This is a genomic window from Vibrio sp. 10N.222.55.C7, from assembly GCF_041473335.1.
GTDB lineage: Bacteria > Pseudomonadota > Gammaproteobacteria > Enterobacterales > Vibrionaceae > Vibrio > Vibrio crassostreae_C.
Window position 1 is genome coordinate 32,625 of the sequence record NZ_JBFRSC010000053.1, and the last position, 23,130, is coordinate 55,754.

The window sequence follows — 23,130 nt, forward strand, 5'->3', positions numbered from 1 at the left end:
TTTCCCCCGAGTCTCGTTGCTAGCATGGTGAGCAGATAACAATAAAAAATTAATACAAAATCCCTACAAAATATCCTACAAGGAGCACCTATGACCGTTATGGAACATACAAAGGCTGCACAAATTGATCTAACTAAGCACGGACTGACTGGCGTTACTGAAGTTCTTCGTAATCCTAGCTACGAGCAGTTATTCGTTGAAGAAACACTGCCAGGTTTGGAAGGCTACGAAAAAGGCGTAGTAACGGAACTAGGCTCTGTTGCGGTAGACACTGGTATCTTTACTGGCCGCTCACCAAAAGATAAGTACATTGTTAAAGATGACACGACCCGCGATACCATGTGGTGGTCAGATCAAGGCAAAAATGACAACAAACCGATTACAACTGAAGTATGGAATGAGCTGAAAGAGCTTGTGACAACTCAGCTATCTGGCAAGCGCCTGTTTGTCATCGACGGTTATTGTGGTGCTAACCCTGATACGCGCTTAAGCGTGCGTATTATCACTGAAGTAGCGTGGCAAGCGCACTTCGTTAAGAACATGTTCATTCGTCCAACTGACGAAGAGCTAGCAACGTTCGAACCTGATTTCGTGGTAATGAACGGTGCTAAAACAACTAACCCTAACTGGGAAAAGCAGGGTCTAAACTCTGAAAACTTCGTTGCTTTCAACCTAACAGAGCGCGTTCAAATCATCGGTGGTACTTGGTACGGCGGTGAGATGAAGAAAGGCATGTTCGCAATGATGAACTACCTGCTTCCTCTGCAAGGCATTGCTTCAATGCACTGTAGTGCAAACGTCGGCGAGAAAGGCGATGTAGCCATCTTCTTCGGTCTATCTGGTACAGGTAAAACTACGCTTTCAACCGATCCTAAGCGTGAGCTAATCGGTGATGATGAGCACGGTTGGGATGACGATGGTATCTTCAACTTCGAAGGTGGTTGTTACGCGAAGACGATTCGTCTATCTAAAGAAGCAGAACCTGAAATCTACAATGCAATCCGTCGTGATGCACTACTAGAAAACGTAACAGTTCGTGGTGATGGTTCTATCGATTTTGATGACGGTTCAAAAACTGAGAACACTCGTGTTTCTTACCCGATTCACCACATCGATAACATCGTTAAACCAGTATCAAAAGCCGGTCACGCTCAAAAGGTTATCTTCCTGACTGCTGATGCATTCGGTGTACTGCCACCCGTTTCTAAACTGACTCCAGAGCAAACGAAGTACCACTTCCTATCTGGCTTCACTGCAAAACTAGCGGGCACTGAGCGTGGTATTACTGAGCCAACGCCAACGTTCTCTGCTGCATTTGGTGCGGCATTCTTAACTCTCCACCCAACTCAGTACGCTGAAGTGCTTGTGAAGCGTATGGAAGCAGCCGGCGCTGAAGCTTACCTAGTGAACACAGGTTGGAACGGTACTGGTAAACGTATCTCTATCCAAGATACGCGAGGCATCATCGACGCTATCCTAGATGGCTCAATCGACAACGCTGAAACTAAGGTTATCCCTATGTTTAACCTAGAAGTGCCACTAGCGCTGCACGATGTTGACCCAGCGATCCTTGACCCACGCGATACGTACACTGACCCTCTACAATGGGAAAGCAAAGCGAAAGATCTAGCCGAGCGCTTCATCAACAACTTTGATAAGTACACAGACAACGCTGAAGGTAAGTCACTGGTTGCAGCTGGTCCTCAACTGGACTAATCCAACCATCTGCTCGGGCTTAGCCAAAAGCAAACGCCCAATTTAAAATGATATTTTTGTAGCAAGCCCCTCTTTTGAGGGGCTTTTTTGTTGATGCTTGACCCTTTTTGTTCCACTCTGTTTTAAGACTATTGAAATTTAAGGCTTTCAGGGAATGAAAAAGGTATTCATGGTGTTCGGCATTGTGTTGGCTATCGCCGTTGCAACTATCGCAGCGCTGCTATTAAGCCTGCAGACCCAATACCGTGCGGATGTTGCCAACTTTTTTATCAAACATACGATTGAACAACCTGTATTCATTGAAGATGTTGAGTATCAGGCGCCTTATCACATCACCTTAATGGGCATTACCCAAAGCCAACCAGAAAAGCAAACACCTCTGTATATCGACAAGATCGATCTTTGGTTCAGCCCCAGCTCGATGACAGAGGCCAAACTGGTCTTTGAATCTGTTTTGATCAGCGGCCTACAATTAGAGGCAGACGATCTAAAAACACTGACTTCTTTATTTACCCAACCAAACATCAAGCTCCACCAGCTGGCCATCAACAATCTCGACTTTTCGACGCCAGAGTTTAATGCGCGAGGCATCGACCTGCAGATCTCCGCCCCAAAATGGAACAACGACAACTCACTTCTCCCTTATGGAAAAACCCAACTCTCTGCCTCACAACTGTATTGGCAAGGTGAAGCATTCGATAATCTGTTGATTGACCTAGACTTAAAACCTAGCGATAGCACGCTTTATGGTGCTTCATTTGACTGGCGTGGCGCCAAGATTTCCGGTCAAGCAGAGCAGTATCAACAAGATTGGTCGTTGGTGAACGTGACCGTCGATGGATTACGACTCAATCAGAAGCAGACCCAAAACCTACTAAGCAAAGAATGGGATGTGGCAGGTATTCAGATCAATCACATCAATAGCTTAGATATTCTACGCAGCGACGTAGAGTGGCAAGATGGGCACCTCGCTGCCTTTGATGCCTCACTAGAAAATATCCAACTGCCTTTTGAAATCTGGAAACAACAGAAAGCCATTTTTTCTCTGCAAGCTGAAGGAGTGACCATTGATGATGACATGTTCATCGAGCCAAGCCTCAAGCTCAATCTAGAAACAAACCAGATTCTGATTGAAGATTTCTATACTCAATTCCTGCAAGGCACTGTTCAGCTCAATGGCGAAGTCACCCCTAGCAGCATTGAATTAGCGCAACTCGACCTACAAGGCATCAAGTGGATTACCGAAAACCAAGATAGCCCTCTAGTCGCAGCTCGACTAATACCTTGGCTTACACAACTCCAGAACGTCGAGATTAACCGACTTAATATAGAACGCAGCCAACTTATCCAACTAGCACAAACGCCTTACTGGCAGGTCTCTGGATTACATGTCGAGGGGCATCAAGTTCAACTGCTGCAAGATAGAAAACTGGGCTTATGGCAAGGGAAGCTGATGGCGAGCGCCAATGATGCCAGCTACCAAAATATTCTCAGCGCACAGCCTGTGGTTGAGATGAATAGCGAACAAGGAAAATGGACGCTGACTCGTCTGTTTGCACCACTCAGGAATGGCTACATTGAAGCCAATGCAACGCTCGATTTTAACCAAATCAGCAAGCCATGGAGCTTAGATATTTCTGCCGATGGGTTACCCATTGCGCCTATGCTGCAGCGACTTGAATTACCACTCGATGCAACCGGCTATGGCGAGTTTGAACTTCAAGCCGCAGGTTTATATGGCGACTCACTGATGCTCGGTTACTCAACCACAGGGCAACTCACTGGCAGCGTTCGCCAGGGTGTGATGACCTTTAATGACAAGCTTTCTGAAACATCGACTGATAACGTGTTTGAAATTCCAGAGCTTAATGCGCATTTTGACCGTGGGCGCTTCACTCTCGAACCGATGCATATTATTGGTGCATCATCAGCAGAGCAAGGCGAACAAAGGGTTCAAACGCTCAATGGCGAGGCTTCTGGAGAACTCGACTTGCTTAAAGCTGAGCAACACACCCTCTCGATTACCCTATCGGACCCATGCCATCAAATCTCAGGAAAGCTCACCCAAGCTGAGTATTCGGAGATTAACGACTGCCAACAAAAAAACGCCACTCCTCAGGAGTAGCGCCTTGTATCTTTAATCTGTATCTGTTAGCCAGTGTCAGCTATACGTTTACGTTGGAGTCTGTTGATAATCGCTTTTTGTAGTCAGGGATCAGCATATAGGTTCCCGTAAACTCTACCGCTTCCACATCGCCGCTATGAATGGTCACGTGAATGATGATACGTGCCTTTCTTCCTGACGCAAGGCGGTCCAAGTCACCACTGATCCCATCCAATGAAGTAGAGGCAACAGGGTTTTGCTCAACCGGGTGACGATAACGAATATTACTGTCTGCCAGCACGATATCACCGGTCAGCCCGCGTTCTTTCATCAATAACCAAGTCATCCCCCAACCAGTTAAGGTCGCTAAGGTAAAGGCAGAGCCTGCAAACATGGTGTTATGAGGGTTAAGGTTGGGATTCAACTGAGCGCTACACTCAAACTGATAACCCGTGTATTGGTTGATCTTGATGCCCATCTTGTCACTGATCGGGATCTGATGTTCCCAGCGCTGCTGAAGCTCATTACACCACTCAGGCTTACGCAGAACGTCTGCCATTGGGTCAAGATGCTTAACCATCTGTTGGTGACGCACAGGGCCACGTTGATCGTTAATCTCACCGCGACGTTCAAATTCATTCTTCTCATAGAATGAGATCGCATCTTCACGTGCATTACACACCAAGCGCTTAGCACCTTCTTGGCGAGCCAATGACTCAAGTGCGACTAGAATCAACGAACCCATGCCTTTACTTTGGCGAGATTTCTTCACCGCCATGTAGCGGATCTGACCTTCCAGATCTGGGGTGATATACAGACGACCAATCGCCATCGGGCGACCCCGACCATCAACGATCATGCGATGGTGACTCATTGGGTCATATTCATCGCGCTCAGAACCTACCGGCATTCGCCAAGGTTCACGGAGCATCTGCCAACGAAAATGGTAATACTTGTTTAGCTGATTTTCGGTGGTTGGTGTTATGAGTTTAAACATGCTTATTCCTTTAAGCCTAAACCTGCAGCCAGAATGTCACTGGGCCATCATTAACCAAAGACACTTTCATGTCGGCTGCGAATCGGCCACGTTCCGTTGGTAACACTGATTCACACTGGTCAGAGAAATAGTTATAAAGACGCTCAGCATCTTCTGGGTGAGCACCACGAGAGAACCCTGCTCGAGTCCCTTTCTTGGTATCGGCCGGCAGAGTGAATTGAGACACCACTAATACCTTACCTTCTACTTGCTTCACGTTGAGGTTCATTTTATCGTCTTCGTCTCCAAAGACACGATAAGTGGTCACTCGTTCCATCAAACGTTTGGCTTTGGCTTCGTCGTCACCTTTTTCTACGCCTAACAAAACTAATAAGCCTTGTTCAATCTCACCAACTACTTCGCCATCAACACGGACGGCAGCTTCACTTACTCTCTGGATCAGTGCTATCACTGTTGTTTCCTTGCTCTGTGATTTTGTCGTTATCCGAAGAGTGTACCATTTCTTTCGAGTCACTCCACTGTTCCTGCTCACCCAATGCAGCGGTCACCTCAGCACCCACCAGCACAATCAACCAGCACAAATAAACCCAGACAAAAAGAATTGGTATTGCCGCCAATGCGCCATAAATCAACTGGTAAGAAGGGAATTGAGTAATGTAGGCCGCGAAGCCTTTCTTACTGAGTTCGAACAACAGAGCCGCCACTAGAGAACCTGCAGCCGCATGGGAAAAGTGTATCTTTTTGTTGGGAACCAACAGGTACAGACCGAAAAACGCAAAGAAAGAGAGAATCAAAGGCAGTTTGCGAATTACGGTATTAAAGGCGCCAGATACGACTTCATTTTGTAGCAGACTGAGCGATGTCACATACGAAGTGGCAGCAATACTCGCCCCAACCAAGATCGGCCCAAGTGTTAGCACCATCCAGTACATTGAGAACGACAATACCGCACGTCGCTTCTCATTAACACGCCAGATGTAGTTTAGGTTCTTATCGATATTCGAGATCAACATCAGTGCCGCAATGAACAAGAACACACTACCGACCGCCGTCATCTTACCCGTGTTGGCAACAAACTCGAGCAAGGCACCGTGCACCGCATCTCCTGACGCTGGAACAAAGTTGATAATAACGAAGTTTTGAATCACGATACCAACATCAGCAAAGATGGAAAATGATGACAAGATAGAGAGCAGAACCGTCAACATCGGTACGATCGAGAGCAAAGTAATGTACGCCAAGTAGCCCGCATTCACGTTGACTCTATCGTGCGTCATTCGCGCCAAAAGATAGCGAGAAAACTGAATACTGAGTGTGGCGACCTTTTTTATCTTCAACTTGTAACTCCCTTGTAACTCGTTCATAGTCCTAATTAATATTCCGTTACTTAACTATAGGAAACTAGGATGCCTTATTTAATAGTTATAGTCCTCTCTATTTTTACTCTTACTGGATGCCAGTCAGCTTATTACTCCGCCATGGAGCAAGTGGGTTACCACAAGCGTGACATTATGGTCGATAGAGTGGAAGACGCTAAAGAGTCGCAGCAGGATGCTCAGGAAGAGTTTACCAGCGCACTTGAAGCCTTGAGTAGCCTGACTAATTTCAGTGGCGGCGACCTTGAAGACATGTACAACCAAATCAATGATAAATACCAAGACAGCGAGAAAGCCGCGCAAAATGTCAGTGACCGCATTGCTGCGATTGAAGATGTGTCGGATGCGCTGTTTGAAGAGTGGCAGAGTGAGTTAGATCTCTACACCAGTGATTCACTGCGCCGCTCGAGCGAGCAAAAACTTCGTGAAACTAAATTGTCTTACCAAACGATGCTGTCAGCAATGAAGCGCGCCGAGAAGAAAATGGACCCAGTGCTCAATACCCTTCGCGACAACACGCTTTACTTGAAGCACAACCTCAATGCGAGCGCTGTCGGCTCGCTGCAAGGTGAGTTTATGAGCTTAGAAAAAGACATCGCCTATGCAATAGAGCAGATGAATGCGGCAATAGCAGAGTCGGATAAATTCCTAGCTCAACTCAATCAGAAGTAGTGCCATTAGAAGCGAATTAAGATAAACCCGTATGAACCCAATCATTGTTACTGGCGGCCCAGGCGCTGGAAAAACCACACTAATTAATGCCTTGGGTGACATGGGTTACCCGATATTCGCTGAGTCCTCTCGCCAGTTAATCGAACAGCAGAGTCAACTTGAGAACGGTATCTTACCTTGGTTAGACCTTCCAGGCTTTGCTCGCCTATGTTTAACCGTCATGAGCGAACACAAAGACCAAGCCAGTCAGCATCCTGTTGCCTTTCTCGATCGTGCCATTCCAGACATTTGTGGCTATTTGGCTCAGGCGAAACTAGAGATAAACACAACCTACCGAGAAGCGAGCCAAGGTTATCACCCCCAAGTGTTGTTCTGTCGCCCTGAGGCTTCAATTTATGTACAAGATGATGTGAGACCTTATCCGTTTGAGGAGGCGCTAGAGATTCACCACGCGTTAGAAAGAGTCTACCAAGAACTTGGCTATGAGGTGGTTGAAGTGCCGTTTATGCCAGTCGAAGAACGGCTTCAATTCGTTGAGCGTTACTTATGTATCAAAAGCTAGATCCCCAACTCGGTCGTTCCTCCCTCTTGAGGATGACGAAGACTTAAACACTCTTCGTATCTCGTTTAACCGTATCTAAACAAACTAAAAAACAAAAGCCCCGAGCAGCTAGGCTACTCGGGGCTTTCTTACTTATTCTAAAACGTATTGCTTGTTAGCTAGAAGCTAGTCAGCTGGCAATTAAGCCTTAGCTGGACGTGCTGCACGCTTACGTTCGTTTTCAGTAAGAAGCTTCTTACGGATACGAATGCTTACTGGCGTTACTTCTACTAGTTCGTCTTCGTCGATGAACTCAAGAGCTTGCTCTAGAGTGTGACGGATAGGTGGCGAAAGAACCTGTGCTTCATCAGTACCAGATGCACGAACGTTCGTTAGCTGCTTACCTTTCAGACAGTTTACTGTTAGGTCGTTTGAACGGTTGTGAATACCGATGATTTGACCTTCGTATACTTCATCCGCGTGCTCAGCAAATAGACGACCACGTTCTTGTAGGTTGAATAGTGCGTAAGTCAGAGCTTTACCAGTTGCGTTCGAGATTAGAACACCGTTGTTACGTTGACCGATTACGCCGCCTTTGTGAGGACCGTAGTGATCAAATGAGTGGTAAAGAAGACCAGAACCAGACGTTAGAGTTAGGAACTCAGTTTGGAAACCGATAAGACCACGAGAAGGCATCATGAAGTCCATGCGAACACGGCCTTTGCCATCTGGAGACATATCAGTTAGCTCACCTTTACGTAGACCGATGTTTTCCATGATGCCACCTTGGTGCTCTTCAAGCACGTCGATAGTCACAGTTTCAAACGGTTCAGTTAGGTTGCCATCTTCGTCTTTCTTGATGATAACTTCTGGACGAGATACAGCTAGCTCGAAACCTTCACGACGCATGTTTTCGATCAGGATAGATAGGTGAAGTTCACCACGACCTGAAACACGGAAACGATCTGGGTTATCAGTTTCTTCAACACGTAGTGCAACGTTGTGTACTAGTTCTTTCTCTAGACGCTCAAGGATGTTACGTGAAGTAACGAACTTACCTTCTTTACCCGCGAACGGAGAAGTGTTTACTTGGAACGTCATTGTTACTGTTGGTTCATCAACAGAAAGCGGAGTCATTGCTTCAACATTGTTTACGTCACAGATAGTGTCTGAAATTTTCAGCTCACCAAGACCAGTGATTGCAATGATGTCGCCAGCGTTAGCTTGCTCAACTTCGTGACGGTCAAGACCTAGGTAACCAAGAACTGTACCTACTTTACCGTTACGTTTTTTGCCTTCTGCATTTACGATAGTTACTTGTTGGTTTGGTTTAACAGAACCACGAGTAACACGAGCAACACCGATAACACCTACGTAAGAGCTGTAATCAAGTTGCGAAATTTGCATTTGTAGTGGACCGTCAAGGTCAACTGCAGGCGCGTCTACTGTATCAACAACAGCTTGGAACAATGGTTCCATGTTCTCGCCAGTTTCGCCTTCAGTCATTGTTGCCCAACCGTTCAGAGCTGAAGCGTAAACAACTGTGAAGTCTAGTTGCTCATCAGTAGCACCTAGGTTGTCGAAAAGGTCGAATACTTGATCCATAACCCAATCAGGACGAGCGCCTGGGCGGTCAATCTTGTTGATTACAACGATTGGCTTAAGACCGTGTGCGAATGCTTTTTGCGTTACAAAACGAGTTTGAGGCATTGGGCCATCAACTGCGTCAACGATAAGCAGAACAGAGTCAACCATAGACATGATACGCTCAACTTCACCACCGAAGTCCGCGTGTCCCGGAGTATCTACGATGTTGATGCGGTAATCATTCCAGTTGATTGCTGTGTTCTTAGCAAGAATGGTAATGCCACGCTCTTTTTCGATGTCATTCGAATCCATGACACGCTCTTCAGCTTCACCACGAGACTCAAGAGTGCCTGACTGTTGTAGCAGTTTATCAACCAAAGTCGTTTTACCGTGGTCAACGTGCGCGATGATCGCGATATTTCTTAACTTATCAATCTGTGGAGTAGACATGGATTCTCGATTCACTCATAAAAGTAGCCGTCACTTATCTCAAAAGTTTGGATAATAACCGCTAGCTTGATTTAAAAAACGGTCAATAATATACCAGATTCTAGACAAAAACCCAGAAATATGTGATCTGAACCGGGGCTTTTTTCTTTATTAGCGATTCATATCCGCTTAACTTTGATTCAGTACAGTGTTGAACAGCCCAATTCGTAGGACTCTAAAAAAGTATCACCTGCGAGTGGCGAACCAAATCTCCCGCAAAATAACAAAAGTGGATTGACAACTTAGGCAATTCATTGCTGAATGGTGCTCGCTTATGTCTCATATTGGTGCACAGACAAATAATTGCACCAACAAGGTGCGCCCGGAGATCATTTTGGTGCAAAAACCAAATTAAGCAAAACCGAAAAACAAGTAAATCATTGAAATTAATGGAATAATTTTTTTGGCACGTTTTTGGCTATAGATAAATCAGCATCGATTAATGCACTTATAGACATTAATCAATGCTAGTTTCAACCGAATCGAGCTAATACCGAATTAATAACACTGGAGGTTATCCAAGATGTCAGTAGAAAATGTACTATCCCTGATCCAAGAGAACGAAGTTAAATTTATCGACTTACGTTTTACTGATACAAAAGGTAAAGAGCAGCATATCTCTATTCCTTCTCACCAAGTTGATGCAGACTTCTTCGAAGAAGGCAAAATGTTTGACGGCTCTTCAGTAGCTGGTTGGAAAGGCATTAACGAATCTGACATGGTAATGATGCCAGACGCAGCATCTGCTGTACTGGACCCATTCACAGAAGACGCAACACTAAACATCCGTTGTGACATCCTTGAGCCTGCAACAATGCAAGGCTACGACCGTGACCCACGCTCTATCGCTAAACGTTCTGAAGAGTACCTACGTTCTACAGGTATCGCAGACACAGTTCTAGTTGGTCCAGAGCCAGAATTCTTCCTATTTGACGACGTTAAGTTCTCAAACGACATGTCTGGTTCTTTCTTCAAGATCGATGACGTAGAAGCAGCTTGGAACACAGGTTCTGACTTCGAAGGCGGTAACAAAGGTCACCGTCCTGGCGTTAAAGGCGGTTACTTCCCAGTAGCTCCAGTAGATTCATCTCAAGACATCCGTTCAGCAATGTGTCTAGTAATGGAAGAGATGGGCCTAGTTGTTGAAGCTCACCACCATGAAGTAGCAACTGCGGGTCAAAACGAAATCGCTACTCGCTTCAACACGCTAACAGCGAAAGCTGATGAAACTCAAATCTACAAGTACGTTGTACACAACGTTGCTCACGCATTTGGTAAAACAGCGACATTCATGCCTAAGCCACTAGTTGGTGACAACGGTTCTGGTATGCACGTTCACCAATCTCTAGCAAAAGACGGCGTTAACCTGTTTGCTGGTGATAAGTACGGCGGCCTATCTGAAATGGCTCTTTACTACATCGGTGGTGTAATCAAGCACGCTCGTGCAATCAACGCGTTTGCTAACCCATCAACTAACTCGTACAAGCGTCTTGTACCTGGTTTCGAAGCACCTGTAATGCTTGCTTACTCAGCACGTAACCGTTCTGCTTCTATCCGTATCCCAGTAGTACCAAGCCCTAAAGCACGTCGTATCGAGCTACGTTTTGGTGACCCAGCAGCTAACCCATACCTATGCTACTCAGCAATGCTTATGGCTGGCCTTGACGGCATCAAGAACAAGATTCACCCAGGCGAAGCTATGGATAAAGATCTATACGACCTTCCTGCAGAAGAAGCAGCTGAAATCCCAACAGTTGCAGAATCTCTACAAGAAGCTCTAGCAGCGCTTAGCGAAGACCGTGAGTTCCTAACAGCTGGCGGCGTATTCTCTGACGATTTCATCGATTCTTACATCACTCTGAAATCTGACGACGTACAACGCGTGAACATGGCTACACACCCACTTGAGTTTGAACTGTACTACTCAGTTTAATCTCCTGTAGAGATAAGCCATTTCTTACTGCAACCTTGTAAGAATCGCTGACTAAATATTAGGCTCGCCTCGCAGGCGGGCCTTTTTTATATTCTCCCTCCCCCCGCTTCCTCGTACCATACCTTAGACAAAAGCCCTCAGAGGCTGTCGCGCTAAATACAATAAAACCAACGCCAAACGTGAAATCACCTAGCGGTGAAAAGAGGCTAAAGATATGAAAAACATACTGTTCCTAATCGGGTTAACAGTCGCGCTCTCGTGCTCTGCTCAAACTGTGTATACCTGGGTAGATGAAGATGGCGTGCTCCACTTTAGTGATAACCCTAGCGCTCAAGATGCCGAGGCTCTTCGCCTGCCAGATGTGCAAGCTTCAGCACCCGCCCCTAAATTTGAGGCCTCGACTCCGGTTGACGCCGCAGCTTCCTCTACAACTAAAACGCCAGCTAAAACCCAGGCAGAAACCGAAACCACAGAGCGCGAGGTTCCCACTCAATTAACCCTCACCATGCTGACTCCAGTTCATGATCAAACCATTCGCAACAACCGCGGCTTAATCCCGATTCAGATAGAGCTCAACCGAAAACTTGGTATTGGGGAGCAATTACAATTGATGCTTGATGGCCGTCGATATGGCGCCCCACAGACCCAGCCTATTTGGGAATTAAAAGGTATCGATCGAGGTACTCACACCATTGCAATTCAAGCACATAGAAGCGGCAAGCTTATTGCATCTACTAGTCCAGTCACCGTGTATTTACATCGAGCGACGCTCAAGTAGGCCAATGTGTTAAAAGAGGCCAAATAACCTCTACTTTTCACCTAATCGAAGCAGCTTTCAGCGACTCTAATGAATTATCTTTAGCTTCTGGTTGATATGCGCCATACTTGAACTTAGCTACGCACCAATTTGGTGCGGTGAGAAAAACACCAGTTCAAGGACGAAATAGTGAATCGATCAGCCAAAAGCGACAGCATAGATACACACCATCTTTCCAGCGCCATTCTCGACAATATGGTGACTTCGACATTAATGCTCGATGAGCAATTGTATGTCCGATACGCAAATCCGGCGGCTGAGCAGCTCTTTTCACAGAGCGCACGACGCATCGTTGATCATCCACTGAGCCAACTTATCCAACACGCTTCACTTGATTTGGCACTGTTGACGCAACCGCTACAAAGTGGCCAGAGCATTACCGACAGTGACGTTACCTTCGTTGTTGATAACCGCCCACTGATGCTTGAAGTCACGGTTAGCCCAATATCTTGGCAGCGAGAGACGCTGTTATTGGTTGAGATGCGCAAGATAGACCAGCAAAGACGCCTTAGCCAAGAGCTCAACCAACATGCACAACAACAAGCGGCTAAGTTGCTGGTACGCGGGTTAGCACATGAGATCAAAAATCCACTCGGTGGCTTAAGAGGTGCGGCGCAGTTACTTGGGAAAATGCTTCCTGATCAGTCTCTTAATGAATATACGCAGATCATTATTGAGCAAGCCGACCGCTTAAGAGCATTAGTTGACCGTCTGCTTGGCCCACAGAAGCCGGGGACTAAATCAGAAGAGAACCTTCACCAGATACTTGAGAAAGTCAGACAGCTCGTGGAACTCGAGTCGGGTTCAACGCTCGCCATCGAACGAGATTACGACCCGAGCTTACCGGACATTCTGATGGACTCAGCACAAGTTGAACAAGCGATGCTCAATATCGTGAGTAACGCGGCACAGATTTTAAAGGCCCAAGAATCAGGGAAAATCACCATTCGCACCAGAACGGTGCATCAAGCCAATATTCATGGGCAGCGACACAAACTCGCAGCGCGCATTGAGATCAGCGATAACGGCCCCGGCATCCCCGATGATTTAAAAGATACGCTGTTTTACCCAATGGTCAGCGGACGAGAGGGTGGCACAGGGCTGGGGCTATCGATTTCTCAAAACCTGATCGATCAACACAATGGGAAAATTGATGTTGAAAGCTGGCCAGGCAACACCACATTCACGATTTATCTACCGATTTAGGTCATAAGAACCTCGCTATTGGACAGCGAGATGAAAGGCTTAGCTCGGTAACACAAAGATTAAGACATCATAAAAACAACAATGATTATCACAATAGATTTGGCTGCAAAGGAATTGAATTATGAGTAAGGGATACGTTTGGGTCGTCGATGACGACAGCTCTATCCGCTGGGTAGTAGAGAAAACACTTTCATCTGCGGATATTAAGTGTGAAACATTTGCTGATGCTGAGAGCGTGTTGCTTGCGCTTGAGCGCGAGACACCGGACGTATTGGTGTCTGACATTCGCATGCCCGGTATTGACGGGATTGAGCTGTTGCATCAGGTTCATCAACGCTCTCCCGACCTGCCCGTGATCATTATGACCGCGCACTCAGACCTTGATGCGGCGGTGAATGCTTATCAAAAAGGCGCCTTTGAATATCTTCCAAAGCCGTTCGATATTGATGAAACACTGACTCTAGTCGAACGAGCGATCGCGCACAGCCAAGAGCAGAAACGCGAACAAGCCAGTGAGGTCGCTGAAGACACCAACGCGCCAGAAATCATCGGTGAAGCACCGGCAATGCAGGAGGTTTTCCGAGCGATTGGCCGTTTGTCTCGCTCATCCATATCCGTGCTGATCAATGGTGAATCGGGTACCGGTAAAGAATTGGTCGCTCACGCTCTGCATCGTCACAGCCCAAGAGCTAAGAAGCCCTTCATTGCCTTGAACATGGCAGCAATCCCCAAAGATCTGATCGAGTCTGAACTGTTTGGCCACGAAAAAGGTGCCTTTACCGGTGCTAACAGCGTTCGCCAAGGACGCTTTGAACAAGCCAACGGCGGCACCCTATTTCTGGATGAGATCGGTGACATGCCACTCGATATCCAAACTCGCTTGTTGCGTGTACTTTCTGATGGTCAGTTCTATCGTGTCGGCGGTCACTCTGCAGTTAAGGTAGACGTTCGTATCGTTGCCGCAACCCACCAAGATCTTGAGCGCTTAGTGCATGAAGGCGACTTCCGTGAAGACCTTTTCCACCGACTCAACGTTATCCGAATCCATATCCCGGCACTTCGCGAACGTAAACAAGACATTGAAAAGCTGACTCATCACTTCCTAGCATCCGCCGCCGAAGAGCTCGGTGTTGAAGTGAAGACACTGCATCCTGAGACCATTTTGAAGCTCAACCAGCTCAATTGGCCTGGTAACGTACGTCAGCTTGAGAATATTTGTCGTTGGTTAACGGTGATGGCTAGCGGCAGCGAGATACTGCCTTCCGATCTACCACCGGAATTGTTGGAAGAAAAAGTCGTGACCACCTCAGGAACTGGAGATAACTGGCAACAACTGCTCGCGAATTGGGCGAAATGTGCGCTTGATTCAGGAGAAAAAGAGCTGCTAACTTATGCTCTGCCAGAATTTGAACGTATACTGCTAGAAGCTGCACTCCACCACACTAATGGTCATAAACAGGATGCAGCTAAGGTTTTGGGATGGGGAAGAAACACCCTAACTCGTAAACTCAAAGAACTGTACTAGACCTTATATGATTCTCGATGCAGCTACTTTTTAACCAAAAAAGTGTCGCTTGGTTTGAATAGTGTCGGTACAATTACAGTGCGCTATTCACCAAAGTTGTAGCTAAAGATGTCTTTGAAAACACAAATTACTTTGAGAACCGCTGTGGTTCTGCCATTCGTGATGATTTTTCTGTTCACTATGGGTGTAATGGTTTTCACTCAAAAGCTAAGCTACAAAGAGATGGTGAGTGATGTTAGTGCACGCCAGCTGACATCACTGACTGACAATGTTCATCAAAGCCTGTCTAATTTTTTAGAAAAGCCATTTCACGCCAACCTCTCGCTCAGCCATAACATCGGCTACCACCATCTTTATCAAGCAGGCAATCTTAGTAAGGTCCAAGACTATATTTTTTATACGTTTTCAGACCATTACACTGCTGTACCTCAACTCGATGCGATCGGCTTTGGTTCTGAAGATGGTAACTACGTCGGTTTCCGCAAAGAAGCCAACAAAGGCTACACCTTGATGGTGCAAGACGAACGCACCAATGATCAGCTGGTCATTTACCGTGGCAGCAAAATTAGTGAAGACATTCGATCGGTGATTTCAGGTTACGATCCTAGAATCCGTCCTTGGTACACACCCATTGCGACACAGAAAAAACCGTTATGGTCACCAATTTATGCCAATGCTGACGAACGTCAAGAAATCACCTTATCTGCTCTAGCGCCTATCTATGATGATAATGAATTCAAAGCCGTCGTAGTCAGCGACATCAAAATCAATACCTTCAATGCGTTTCTCAGAAAGCTCAAAGATAGAACGGATGCCTCTGTTTACATCATCGATAAGCAGCAACGCTTGGTCGCGCACTCAGGCGGAGGCAGTGTCGTTTCATGGGGCACAGGACAAACCAACAAAGGGCAACGCAAACTAGCAACAGAGAGTGCTAATCCAGTCATACGTGAGAGTGCTAGCTACGTAGAGCAATTCCACCTAATCGAGAATTTGGGCGAGCAGCGCTTTAGTTTTAGCCTAGACAACGAACGCTACTTCAACCAAATCACCCCATACGAAGATGAGCACGGGCTCACGTGGTTTATTGGGGTGTCGATCCCTGAAAGCAATCTGCTCGGTGAATTGCCAGAAAATCAAAGAAACAGTTGGTTGCTTGGGCTAGCACTGAGCTGCATTGGGGTCATTGCAGGATTAATTGCCTTTAATCGCGCAACCCAACCCATCACCTCGACAGCGGATGCGGCAAAACGCCTTGCTAAGGGCGATTGGGACGCGAGCATGCCAAAAACAGGGCATATATATGAAACCAGCATGTTGGTCGAGTCATTCAATGAAATGACCAACAACTTAAAGGCTTCGTTTCATGCATTACAGTCTCAACTTACCTATGACTCATTAACCAAGCTATACAGCCGTGAAGGCTTTATTGACGCTGCCAAGAAACACCCCGACAACGAAAAAGGCACACTGTATTTGATTGGTATTGATCGCTTCCGAGACATCAATGACAGCCTAGGTCATTACAATGGCGACCAGCTACTTATCATTGCGGCCGCTCGTTTAAGAGGCACACTGCCATCCGAATACCTACTAGCTCGCACTGGTGGTGATGAGTTTGCCATCTACGCGCCAAACGTAACGCAAAGCGATGATGTTCAGCTGCTGACTAACCGCTTACTTCAAACCTTCGCTTCCCCATTTTCAATGGAATCGGAAAGCGTGGTGATTAAGGTATCGATGGGGATAGTGAATGTCTCGAATCTTCACGACATTACACTCCTGCTACGCAGCAGCAGCATTGCATTGAGCAATGCGAAACAAGACAAAACCAGTGTCTGTATTTATAGCCTTGAAATGGGCAAAGCATCGAGACATCGCACCAAGATGTTAGCGCGGATGAACCGAGCGATTGAGCTTCAACAGTTCGAACCGTTTTATCAGCCTATTATTGATCTGGAATCTGGCTCGACCATAGGAGCAGAAGCTTTAGCTCGCTGGATAACGGATGAAGGGGTGATCTCGCCACTCGAGTTCATTCCTCTCGCGGAAGAGAGCGGGCTCATTGACGATATCGGAAAACAAATTCTGCATAAGTCGTGTCGAGATACAGCCATCGCGATTGAGTCAGGAAAATGGAGCAAGGACTTCTCGATTCACGTCAACCTGTCGGTCGATCAACTGAGTGAAAGTGGCTTTGTGGAACAAGTAAAAGGCACGTTGCGAGACACAAATCTGCCAGCAAGCAACCTGACACTAGAGATCACCGAATCACGCATCGTCGACAACGACCCGACCATCATCGATAACATGCTGACTCTAAAAGCACTAGGGATATCAATTGCGATTGATGACTTTGGTACCGGCTATTCGTCACTGGCTTACTTACACAAACTGCCATTCGACTGCCTTAAGATCGACCGCAGCTTTGTCAGCAAACTTGATAAAGAGAACCTAGATAGCTCGATCGTCGCGGCCATCGTTAACATCACTAAGGGCTTCAAAGTAAGCTTGGTGGCAGAGGGCGTTGAAACACAGCAACAGGCTGAACTTCTCAAGCAGCTGCAGTGCCCGCTTGCTCAAGGCTTCTTATACAGTCGCCCAGTTCCGTTTGACCAATGGCCTACCGACCTCATCAACTCCAAGCAAAGTGCCAAGGTCAAACAAAATACCACTGAGAGTCTCACCTAAACCAGGCAGAAATCGAATGAGTCAGATACAAAAATGCCAGCATGATGCTGGCATTTTTTATTGTTCTATTCTCTATCGAGCGATTAGATAACGCGAGAGAATTGCTGTTGGCGAGCCTTGGCACGTAGGTATTTATCAAAACACATACAGATGTTACGGATCAGCAAGCGGCCACGCAAAGTCACGCGGATTTCTTTATCATCGACTTCAACCAACTCATCGTTGATAAAAGTTTGTAGAAGCTCTAAATCTTCTTTGAAGTAGCGATTAAAGTTAACCGAGAACTCAGATTCGATCATTGTTTTATCAAGCTTGAAGTTACAAATCAGCTGCTTGATCACTTCACGACGTAGAAGGTCGTCACTGTCTAGAGCAACACCTTTCCAAAGTGCATGACGCAGGTCATTCACCTGAGCGTAGTACTTCTTCAGCTCTTTCTGATTTTGTGCGTAAGCATCACCAACCATAGAAATCGCAGAAACACCGAAACCAATTAAGTCAGCTTCACCTTGGGTGGTGTAGCCTTGGAAGTTACGATGCAGAATACCTTCACGCTGTGCTACGGCTAGCTCATCTTCAGGTAGTGCGAAGTGATCCATACCAATGAACTGGTAACCCGCTCCCGTTAGCGTCTCGATGGTATCTTGCAAGATAGCCATTTTCTCTTTCGCTTCAGGTAGATCTTCGTCTTTAATCTTACGCTGCGCCGCAAACAGCTGAGGCATGTGTGCGTAGTTAAATACCGATAAACGGCCCGGCTTCATTTCTAACACTTGCTTCAATGTTTCAGCGAACAAAGCTTGAGTCTGCTTTGGTAGGCCGTAGATCAAATCCAGATTAGTTGAACGGAAGCCTAGCTCTTTCGCTCGTTTAACCATCGCAATGATGAACTCTTCATCTTGCTCACGGTTAACCAGTTTCTGCACTTCTTTATTGAAGTCTTGCACGCCAATGCTCAGGCGGTTGAAGCCTTCGTTACGCAGGTGGTCAAGTACGTCTAGCTCAATCTCACGCGGGTCAACTTCAATACTGATTTCAGCGTCAGCGGTGAAGTTAAACTCTTCACGCAAAATACTCATCAAACGAGTGATTTGTGTTTTGGTCAAGAACGTTGGCGTACCACCACCGAAGTGCAATTGCGTCACTTCACGGCCATTCAATAAAGAGGCGCGTTGGCGGATTTCATGTTCAATCACATCAAGGTACTCATCCGCTTTATGCGAGTGACGAGTAATGACTTTATTACAACCACAGTAGTAACAAAGCTTGTGGCAGAACGGGATATGCACGTAAAGAGAGAGTGGACGCTCAGGATATTGAGTACACGCCATGTCGTAATCAGCGACGGTAAACGCTTCATGAAACTCCAACGCAGTTGGGTATGAGGTGTAACGAGGTCCCGAATAGTTGTACTTGTTTAAGATCTCTTGATCCCAAACGATTTGCTGATTCGTTGTTACTGGCTTGCTCGACATAGCGGTATTTCCAATTTAGATCCGCGAGAACCTAAGGTCTCTCAAATCATTTTACATACATTAAAATATAGACGGGTTATTTTGCCACACGACCTGTAAGGTCGTTCCAAGACAAAATCAATTTTTTAGACAAAAACTCAGAACTGCTAGCTTGATCACTAACAAAGCGTCGGGATTAACGAGACGCAAAAGGTAAGAAGGCTCATTTAACACTATCTATAAAGATAAGGTGTCTCAAGAACACCCTGTATTAAACAAGCCTCTATTTTAAATAGTCTTAGCGACTAGATCATCTGAATGTTGATTTGGTTGTTGAGAGGTTTAACCTTCTCTTGCAACCTTTTCAGATCTTCAATGACCGCATCATTCAAGCGAGTCTCTGCCTTATGGCGCGTGAGATTCTGCTGCATGCGCTCTTTCTTCGTCAGTTCCTGTCTTGCCTCTCCGCGAGCCATATCTTTTACGATATGGTACAGCTCAGAAAGAGCAGGATACTCAGAATCAAAATCGACACGCTCATCACCCTGAACATTATCCATAATGATACACACTCGGATACTGATCTCAGGTAAGTCACATTGCCCTTGAATGCCCGCTAAGCACAAAGTATTTACGTTTTCGTAAATCGTCGCGTTGCGTTTTTCAATGGCTAGTGCTTGATGCTGCTTTTGCAACTCCGTCTGCTTCTTCACTTGAAGTAGAAGGTAACCTGCGTAAGAGCCCAAGCCGAGAATGATAATTCCACCAGCAATTGCTAATAAGGTTACGTTCACTGGCTATTAACCTTTAAAGCTGTCTAAATCGAAATCTTCGAATTGAGATAGCAAGTCTTCGTCAGAGCTCGCTTTCTTCTTAGAGGCAACCGGTGCTTCTTCGAAGATCTCTTCTTCATCGTCTTCTGGCTCTAGTAGACCTAAGCGTCCCATTAGGTGTTCGATACGATCAAGTTTCTCATCAACAAACTTCTGTAGACCAGCACCTAGGTTTTCACCATTTTCGATACGATCTAGGAGTGTGTTCAGTTGAGCGTCATTCTCAAGCATCTCTAACTCTTGTTCGTTAGATAGCTTGCGCTCTTGTTTAGTCGGCTTCTTCGCTGGTTCAACGATCAGCGGAATTTTTTTCTTGCTGCCTAAACGTGGATCACGAGCTTGTGCAGCTTTACGCTGTTTTGCTTCGCTACCATCTGAGTGACGGCTGCCAGACTTAAGGCCTTTACGCTTTTTAACACGCTTACGTTCACGACCTTCAACATCAGATTCACTACGGTTACGAGTAACCATAGGCTCCGGAGCGCCAAGTGCTCCCGGCTTTCTTGATTTCTTACTACGACCCATTACTGCACTTTCCTCAGTAAAATTACATCATTTCCAAAAAATTCTAGTTCGAGCTTATCCCGCTCTGCCAAAAACTGGAATGTTTGACGACTAAAGAAGACGACATGTGTCGGGTCATTCTTGTAGTGCCAACCAGCAAACGCGTCTACGTCTATTACTAGTTTAGTCATAAGACCAATCCAGCCCTTGGGTTTAACTAAATTCAACCATTGCTGCCACACTTTGTCTGGGTGATAAAGATGCTCTATCACCTCCGTGGCAGTCATAAAGTCATACGTTTTTTCCAACACAGAGGGTTCTGGGTGGTAATAGATATCGTACAACTCCATGGTGTGTCCGGCTTCTTCTAACATAATAGATAGCGTAGGGCCTGGGCCACAACCAAAATCCAACCCGTGTGAGTTAGATGAAATTTTGTCTGTTAGTGGATCCGCGATGCGAGATAAAAAGCGGCGATAGCCTGCATCACTAGGATCGTTCTCATGGAGATCATAGTGTGCTTTTTCTTCTTTTGCTTCTAACCTTTGTTCAGGTTTAACAAATACCAGTTCACATTGCTGACACTGCAGATAGGCTCTGCGTTTGTCTTCAAAATAGTGATTCACGCCTTGGTGATGGCATAAGGGACAAGTATACATAGCACATCCTTAAACAGGGATGCGAAACATACCAGAAACTGAGTTTATAGTGGAGAGGTATTGGGTGTTTTTTCATCAAATCAATAAAAAAAGCGATAGGAAAACCTATCGCTCTCTAAATCTGCCTATATCGGCCAAAATTTGCATACTCAACTTGGTACACAAATCTCCATTTGTTATTGGTGCTTTCCATGCCAAATTTGTTTGTTGTTCATCGTCCTGATGAGTTTTGGCTATCCTTTTCTAACACCTTGTTGCTGGGCTGTCCTAGCCTGATCCATTTCTGTCTATACCGTTAGACTAGATGATCATCCATATCTAAGTCAGCTCCTAGCTGATGGCGGTTACTTTACCGTGTTACAAAAAGACTACAAGAGTGCGACTTCACACTTTTGTACACAAATCGATCACACATTGATAAATCAGACATAAACACAAAACGCATTAATAAAACCAATACAAAAGAAAACGCCCCGACCATTACTGATCGGGGCGTCTCTTCAATCTCGCTCGAACGTACATTCCTTTACTCTGGCTAAGAGCAAGAAACCGACAAATTAGTGTAAACCACCAACGTACTTCGATAAGGTATCAATATCAGCGTCTGTTAACTTTTTAGCTACATCACGCATCATCGCATTCATGTCGTTATTACGGTCACCATCGCGGAATTTTTCAAGTTGAGCCTTGATGTAATCTGCGTGCTGACCTGAAATCTTAGGGAAACCAGAAAGTTCGGTACCATTACCACGAGGGCCATGACAAGCAATACACGCCGTTACGCCGCGTTCTGCGTTACCCGCTGTGTAAAGAACCTTACCTTCATCTACTACATTTTCAGGAGTAGAGTTACTAGAGATAGGTAGAGAGGCGTAGTATGCCGCTAGGTCAGCCATATCTTCTTCAGATAAAGGCATCGCCATTGCACCCATTACAGGTTCGTAACGACCTTGCTTACCACCACTTGTCATACCTAGCTTAAGCTCTTTTAACTGCTTCTCTAGATACTTCTCATGTTGACCAGCCAGCTTAGGGTACTGAGTGATCAGGCTGTTGCCGTCAGCACCGTGGCAGGCAACACATGTTTGTGATTTGGCTTTACCAGCTTCAATACTACCTTGAGCCCATACTGAGCAGCTGGCTAAAAGACTCAAAATTAGCGCTAATTTCTTCATGACATTCCATTATAATTATCAAGCTTCCAGTACCACTCTATGTTGCCACTCATGGTACAATAGGCGACCTTATGCCGAGCACGGTTATTTTACACAAATTCACAAAAAAGTAATCAATCGACTACACAAAGTCGAGATGGAGTTAACAGTGAGCGTAAAAATTCATTATCAAAACACGCATTTCATTACCAGTGCACCTGATATTCGTCATTTACCAGAAGACGAAGGGATCGAAATTGCGTTTGCAGGACGCTCCAATGCTGGTAAATCTAGCGCGCTAAATCGCGTTACAAACCAAAAAAGCTTGGCGAAAACCAGTAAAACACCCGGTCGAACTCAGCTAATCAACCTATTTAAGGTAACGGACGGTTGTCATATCGTCGATTTACCTGGATATGGCTTTGCTCAAGTACCACTTGAGATGAAGAAAAAATGGCAGAAGTCGCTAGGTGAATACCTACAACGACGTGAAAGCCTGAAAGGTTTAGTGGTATTGATGGATATCCGTCACCCAATGAAAGACCTTGACCAACAAATGATCTACTGGGCTATCGATAGCCGCATCCCAGTACAGGTTTTGTTAACAAAAGCAGACAAACTGAAAAGTGGTGCGCGTAAAGCACAGCTACTGAAAATCCGTAACGATGCAAAATCTTTCGGTGGTGATGTTGCGGTTGATGTCTTCTCTTCAATGAAGGGCATCGGCGTTGACCAACTGCGTGCCAAGATGGATGAGTGGTTTGCGCCTGCGCTTGCTGATCAAATCATTGATGAGTTAGCAGACGAAGAGCACAACGACTCAGAGTAGTTCCTCTACTTATCGCTATAGGTTAGAGCACTTACAACACGTG

Annotated in this window: 19 protein-coding genes; 10 read left to right on the forward strand and 9 right to left on the reverse strand. The window is 45.9% G+C overall.

What is annotated here, in order from left to right:
- Positions 1-90: 90 nt before the first annotated feature.
- Together pckA and AB4482_RS18440 are read left to right on the forward strand one after the other, a co-directional pair.
- Complete coding sequence (pckA, locus tag AB4482_RS18435; RefSeq protein WP_017062492.1) at positions 91-1,716, forward strand: phosphoenolpyruvate carboxykinase (ATP); 1,626 nt, start codon at positions 91-93, stop codon at positions 1,714-1,716.
- 154 nt (positions 1,717-1,870) lie between these two features.
- Positions 1,871-3,841 (forward strand): AsmA family protein, encoded by a 1,971-nt coding sequence (locus AB4482_RS18440; protein ID WP_372118367.1) that lies wholly within the window; start codon positions 1,871-1,873, stop codon positions 3,839-3,841.
- Positions 3,842-3,881: 40 nt separating this feature from the next.
- On the opposite strand, the gene AB4482_RS18445 is transcribed toward AB4482_RS18440, so the two are convergent.
- The 3 genes from AB4482_RS18445 to AB4482_RS18455 are packed head-to-tail and all read right to left on the reverse strand — an operon-like array spanning position 3,882 to position 6,181.
- Positions 3,882-4,817, reverse strand: a complete 936-nt coding sequence (locus AB4482_RS18445) for a bifunctional GNAT family N-acetyltransferase/hotdog fold thioesterase (RefSeq protein WP_017065806.1) — start codon at positions 4,815-4,817, stop codon at positions 3,882-3,884.
- A gap of 16 nt (positions 4,818-4,833) precedes the next feature.
- Positions 4,834-5,268 carry a D-aminoacyl-tRNA deacylase gene (gene dtd, locus AB4482_RS18450; protein WP_004735590.1) on the reverse strand — a complete coding sequence of 145 codons (435 nt, stop codon included), beginning with the start codon at positions 5,266-5,268 and terminating at the stop codon, positions 4,834-4,836.
- A complete protein-coding gene (locus AB4482_RS18455) occupies positions 5,240-6,181 on the reverse strand; it encodes a virulence factor BrkB family protein (RefSeq protein WP_229648024.1) in 942 nt (313 codons plus the stop codon). Before AB4482_RS18455 ends, dtd begins: the two co-directional genes overlap by 29 nt.
- A gap of 42 nt (positions 6,182-6,223) precedes the next feature.
- On the opposite strand from AB4482_RS18455, the gene AB4482_RS18460 reads away from it, so the two are divergent.
- Together AB4482_RS18460 and AB4482_RS18465 are read left to right on the forward strand one after the other, a co-directional pair.
- Positions 6,224-6,865, forward strand: a complete 642-nt coding sequence (locus AB4482_RS18460; RefSeq protein WP_029235101.1) for a DUF2959 domain-containing protein — start codon at positions 6,224-6,226, stop codon at positions 6,863-6,865.
- Positions 6,866-6,896: 31 nt separating this feature from the next.
- Positions 6,897-7,427: an AAA family ATPase gene (locus AB4482_RS18465; protein ID WP_136981801.1), complete on the forward strand. Its 531-nt coding sequence runs from the start codon at positions 6,897-6,899 to the stop codon at positions 7,425-7,427.
- A gap of 180 nt (positions 7,428-7,607) precedes the next feature.
- Here AB4482_RS18465 and typA read toward each other — a convergent pair whose 3' ends face one another.
- Complete coding sequence (gene typA / locus AB4482_RS18470) at positions 7,608-9,443, reverse strand: translational GTPase TypA (RefSeq protein WP_017059220.1); 1,836 nt, start codon at positions 9,441-9,443, stop codon at positions 7,608-7,610.
- A 562-nt stretch (positions 9,444-10,005) separates the two neighbouring features.
- Here typA and glnA point away from each other — a divergent pair.
- From glnA to AB4482_RS18495, 5 genes are all read left to right on the forward strand, one after another.
- Positions 10,006-11,415 carry a glutamate--ammonia ligase gene (gene glnA / locus AB4482_RS18475; RefSeq protein WP_017059221.1) on the forward strand — a complete coding sequence of 470 codons (1,410 nt, stop codon included), beginning with the start codon at positions 10,006-10,008 and terminating at the stop codon, positions 11,413-11,415.
- Between the two features lie 214 nt (positions 11,416-11,629).
- Entirely contained in the window at positions 11,630-12,193 is a 564-nt protein-coding gene (locus tag AB4482_RS18480) for a DUF4124 domain-containing protein (protein WP_102394311.1), read from the forward strand.
- Between the two features lie 168 nt (positions 12,194-12,361).
- Positions 12,362-13,438 (forward strand): nitrogen regulation protein NR(II), encoded by a 1,077-nt coding sequence (glnL, locus tag AB4482_RS18485; RefSeq protein ID WP_017079339.1) that lies wholly within the window; start codon positions 12,362-12,364, stop codon positions 13,436-13,438.
- Positions 13,439-13,559: 121 nt separating this feature from the next.
- Complete coding sequence (gene glnG / locus AB4482_RS18490) at positions 13,560-14,963, forward strand: nitrogen regulation protein NR(I) (RefSeq protein WP_017059224.1); 1,404 nt, start codon at positions 13,560-13,562, stop codon at positions 14,961-14,963.
- 108 nt (positions 14,964-15,071) lie between these two features.
- Positions 15,072-17,654 carry a GGDEF and EAL domain-containing protein gene (locus AB4482_RS18495; protein WP_017063058.1) on the forward strand — a complete coding sequence of 861 codons (2,583 nt, stop codon included), beginning with the start codon at positions 15,072-15,074 and terminating at the stop codon, positions 17,652-17,654.
- Between the two features lie 83 nt (positions 17,655-17,737).
- On the opposite strand, the gene hemN is transcribed toward AB4482_RS18495, so the two are convergent.
- The 5 genes from hemN to AB4482_RS18520 all read right to left on the reverse strand — a co-directional run bounded on the left by hemN (position 17,738) and on the right by AB4482_RS18520 (position 22,279).
- Positions 17,738-19,129, reverse strand: coding sequence for an oxygen-independent coproporphyrinogen III oxidase (gene hemN, locus AB4482_RS18500; RefSeq protein ID WP_017065810.1), 1,392 nt, complete (start codon positions 19,127-19,129; stop codon positions 17,738-17,740).
- Positions 19,130-19,413: 284 nt separating this feature from the next.
- Positions 19,414-19,902 (reverse strand): DUF2489 domain-containing protein, encoded by a 489-nt coding sequence (locus AB4482_RS18505; RefSeq protein ID WP_017060164.1) that lies wholly within the window; start codon positions 19,900-19,902, stop codon positions 19,414-19,416.
- A gap of 6 nt (positions 19,903-19,908) precedes the next feature.
- Complete coding sequence (gene yihI / locus AB4482_RS18510; protein ID WP_017060163.1) at positions 19,909-20,466, reverse strand: Der GTPase-activating protein YihI; 558 nt, start codon at positions 20,464-20,466, stop codon at positions 19,909-19,911.
- Positions 20,466-21,104 (reverse strand): class I SAM-dependent methyltransferase, encoded by a 639-nt coding sequence (locus tag AB4482_RS18515; RefSeq protein ID WP_010433503.1) that lies wholly within the window; start codon positions 21,102-21,104, stop codon positions 20,466-20,468. Before AB4482_RS18515 ends, yihI begins: the two co-directional genes overlap by 1 nt.
- Before the next feature lie 557 nt (positions 21,105-21,661).
- Positions 21,662-22,279, reverse strand: coding sequence for a cytochrome c (locus AB4482_RS18520; RefSeq protein WP_012602993.1), 618 nt, complete (start codon positions 22,277-22,279; stop codon positions 21,662-21,664).
- Positions 22,280-22,427: 148 nt separating this feature from the next.
- Here AB4482_RS18520 and yihA point away from each other — a divergent pair, with 148 nt between their 5' ends.
- Positions 22,428-23,087 (forward strand): ribosome biogenesis GTP-binding protein YihA/YsxC, encoded by a 660-nt coding sequence (gene yihA / locus AB4482_RS18525; protein WP_017060162.1) that lies wholly within the window; start codon positions 22,428-22,430, stop codon positions 23,085-23,087.
- Positions 23,088-23,130 lie beyond the last annotated feature (43 nt).

Excerpts from the sequence above, each read along its gene's own strand:
- pckA (WP_017062492.1), top strand. The coding sequence starts at position 91 with ATGACCGTTATGGAACATACAAAGGCTGCACAAATTGATCTAACTAAG.
- AB4482_RS18440 (WP_372118367.1), top strand. The coding sequence starts at position 1,871 with ATGAAAAAGGTATTCATGGTGTTCGGCATTGTGTTGGCTATCGCCGTT.
- AB4482_RS18445 (WP_017065806.1), bottom strand. The coding sequence starts at position 4,817 with ATGTTTAAACTCATAACACCAACCACCGAAAATCAGCTAAACAAGTAT.
- AB4482_RS18455 (WP_229648024.1), bottom strand. The coding sequence starts at position 6,181 with ATGAACGAGTTACAAGGGAGTTACAAGTTGAAGATAAAAAAGGTCGCC.
- AB4482_RS18460 (WP_029235101.1), top strand. The coding sequence starts at position 6,224 with ATGCCTTATTTAATAGTTATAGTCCTCTCTATTTTTACTCTTACTGGA.
- AB4482_RS18465 (WP_136981801.1), top strand. The coding sequence starts at position 6,897 with ATGAACCCAATCATTGTTACTGGCGGCCCAGGCGCTGGAAAAACCACA.
- typA (WP_017059220.1), bottom strand. The coding sequence starts at position 9,443 with ATGTCTACTCCACAGATTGATAAGTTAAGAAATATCGCGATCATCGCG.
- glnA (WP_017059221.1), top strand. The coding sequence starts at position 10,006 with ATGTCAGTAGAAAATGTACTATCCCTGATCCAAGAGAACGAAGTTAAA.
- AB4482_RS18480 (WP_102394311.1), top strand. The coding sequence starts at position 11,630 with ATGAAAAACATACTGTTCCTAATCGGGTTAACAGTCGCGCTCTCGTGC.
- glnG (WP_017059224.1), top strand. The coding sequence starts at position 13,560 with ATGAGTAAGGGATACGTTTGGGTCGTCGATGACGACAGCTCTATCCGC.
- AB4482_RS18495 (WP_017063058.1), top strand. The coding sequence starts at position 15,072 with ATGTCTTTGAAAACACAAATTACTTTGAGAACCGCTGTGGTTCTGCCA.
- hemN (WP_017065810.1), bottom strand. The coding sequence starts at position 19,129 with ATGTCGAGCAAGCCAGTAACAACGAATCAGCAAATCGTTTGGGATCAA.
- yihI (WP_017060163.1), bottom strand. The coding sequence starts at position 20,466 with ATGGGTCGTAGTAAGAAATCAAGAAAGCCGGGAGCACTTGGCGCTCCG.
- AB4482_RS18515 (WP_010433503.1), bottom strand. The coding sequence starts at position 21,104 with ATGTATACTTGTCCCTTATGCCATCACCAAGGCGTGAATCACTATTTT.
- AB4482_RS18520 (WP_012602993.1), bottom strand. The coding sequence starts at position 22,279 with ATGAAGAAATTAGCGCTAATTTTGAGTCTTTTAGCCAGCTGCTCAGTA.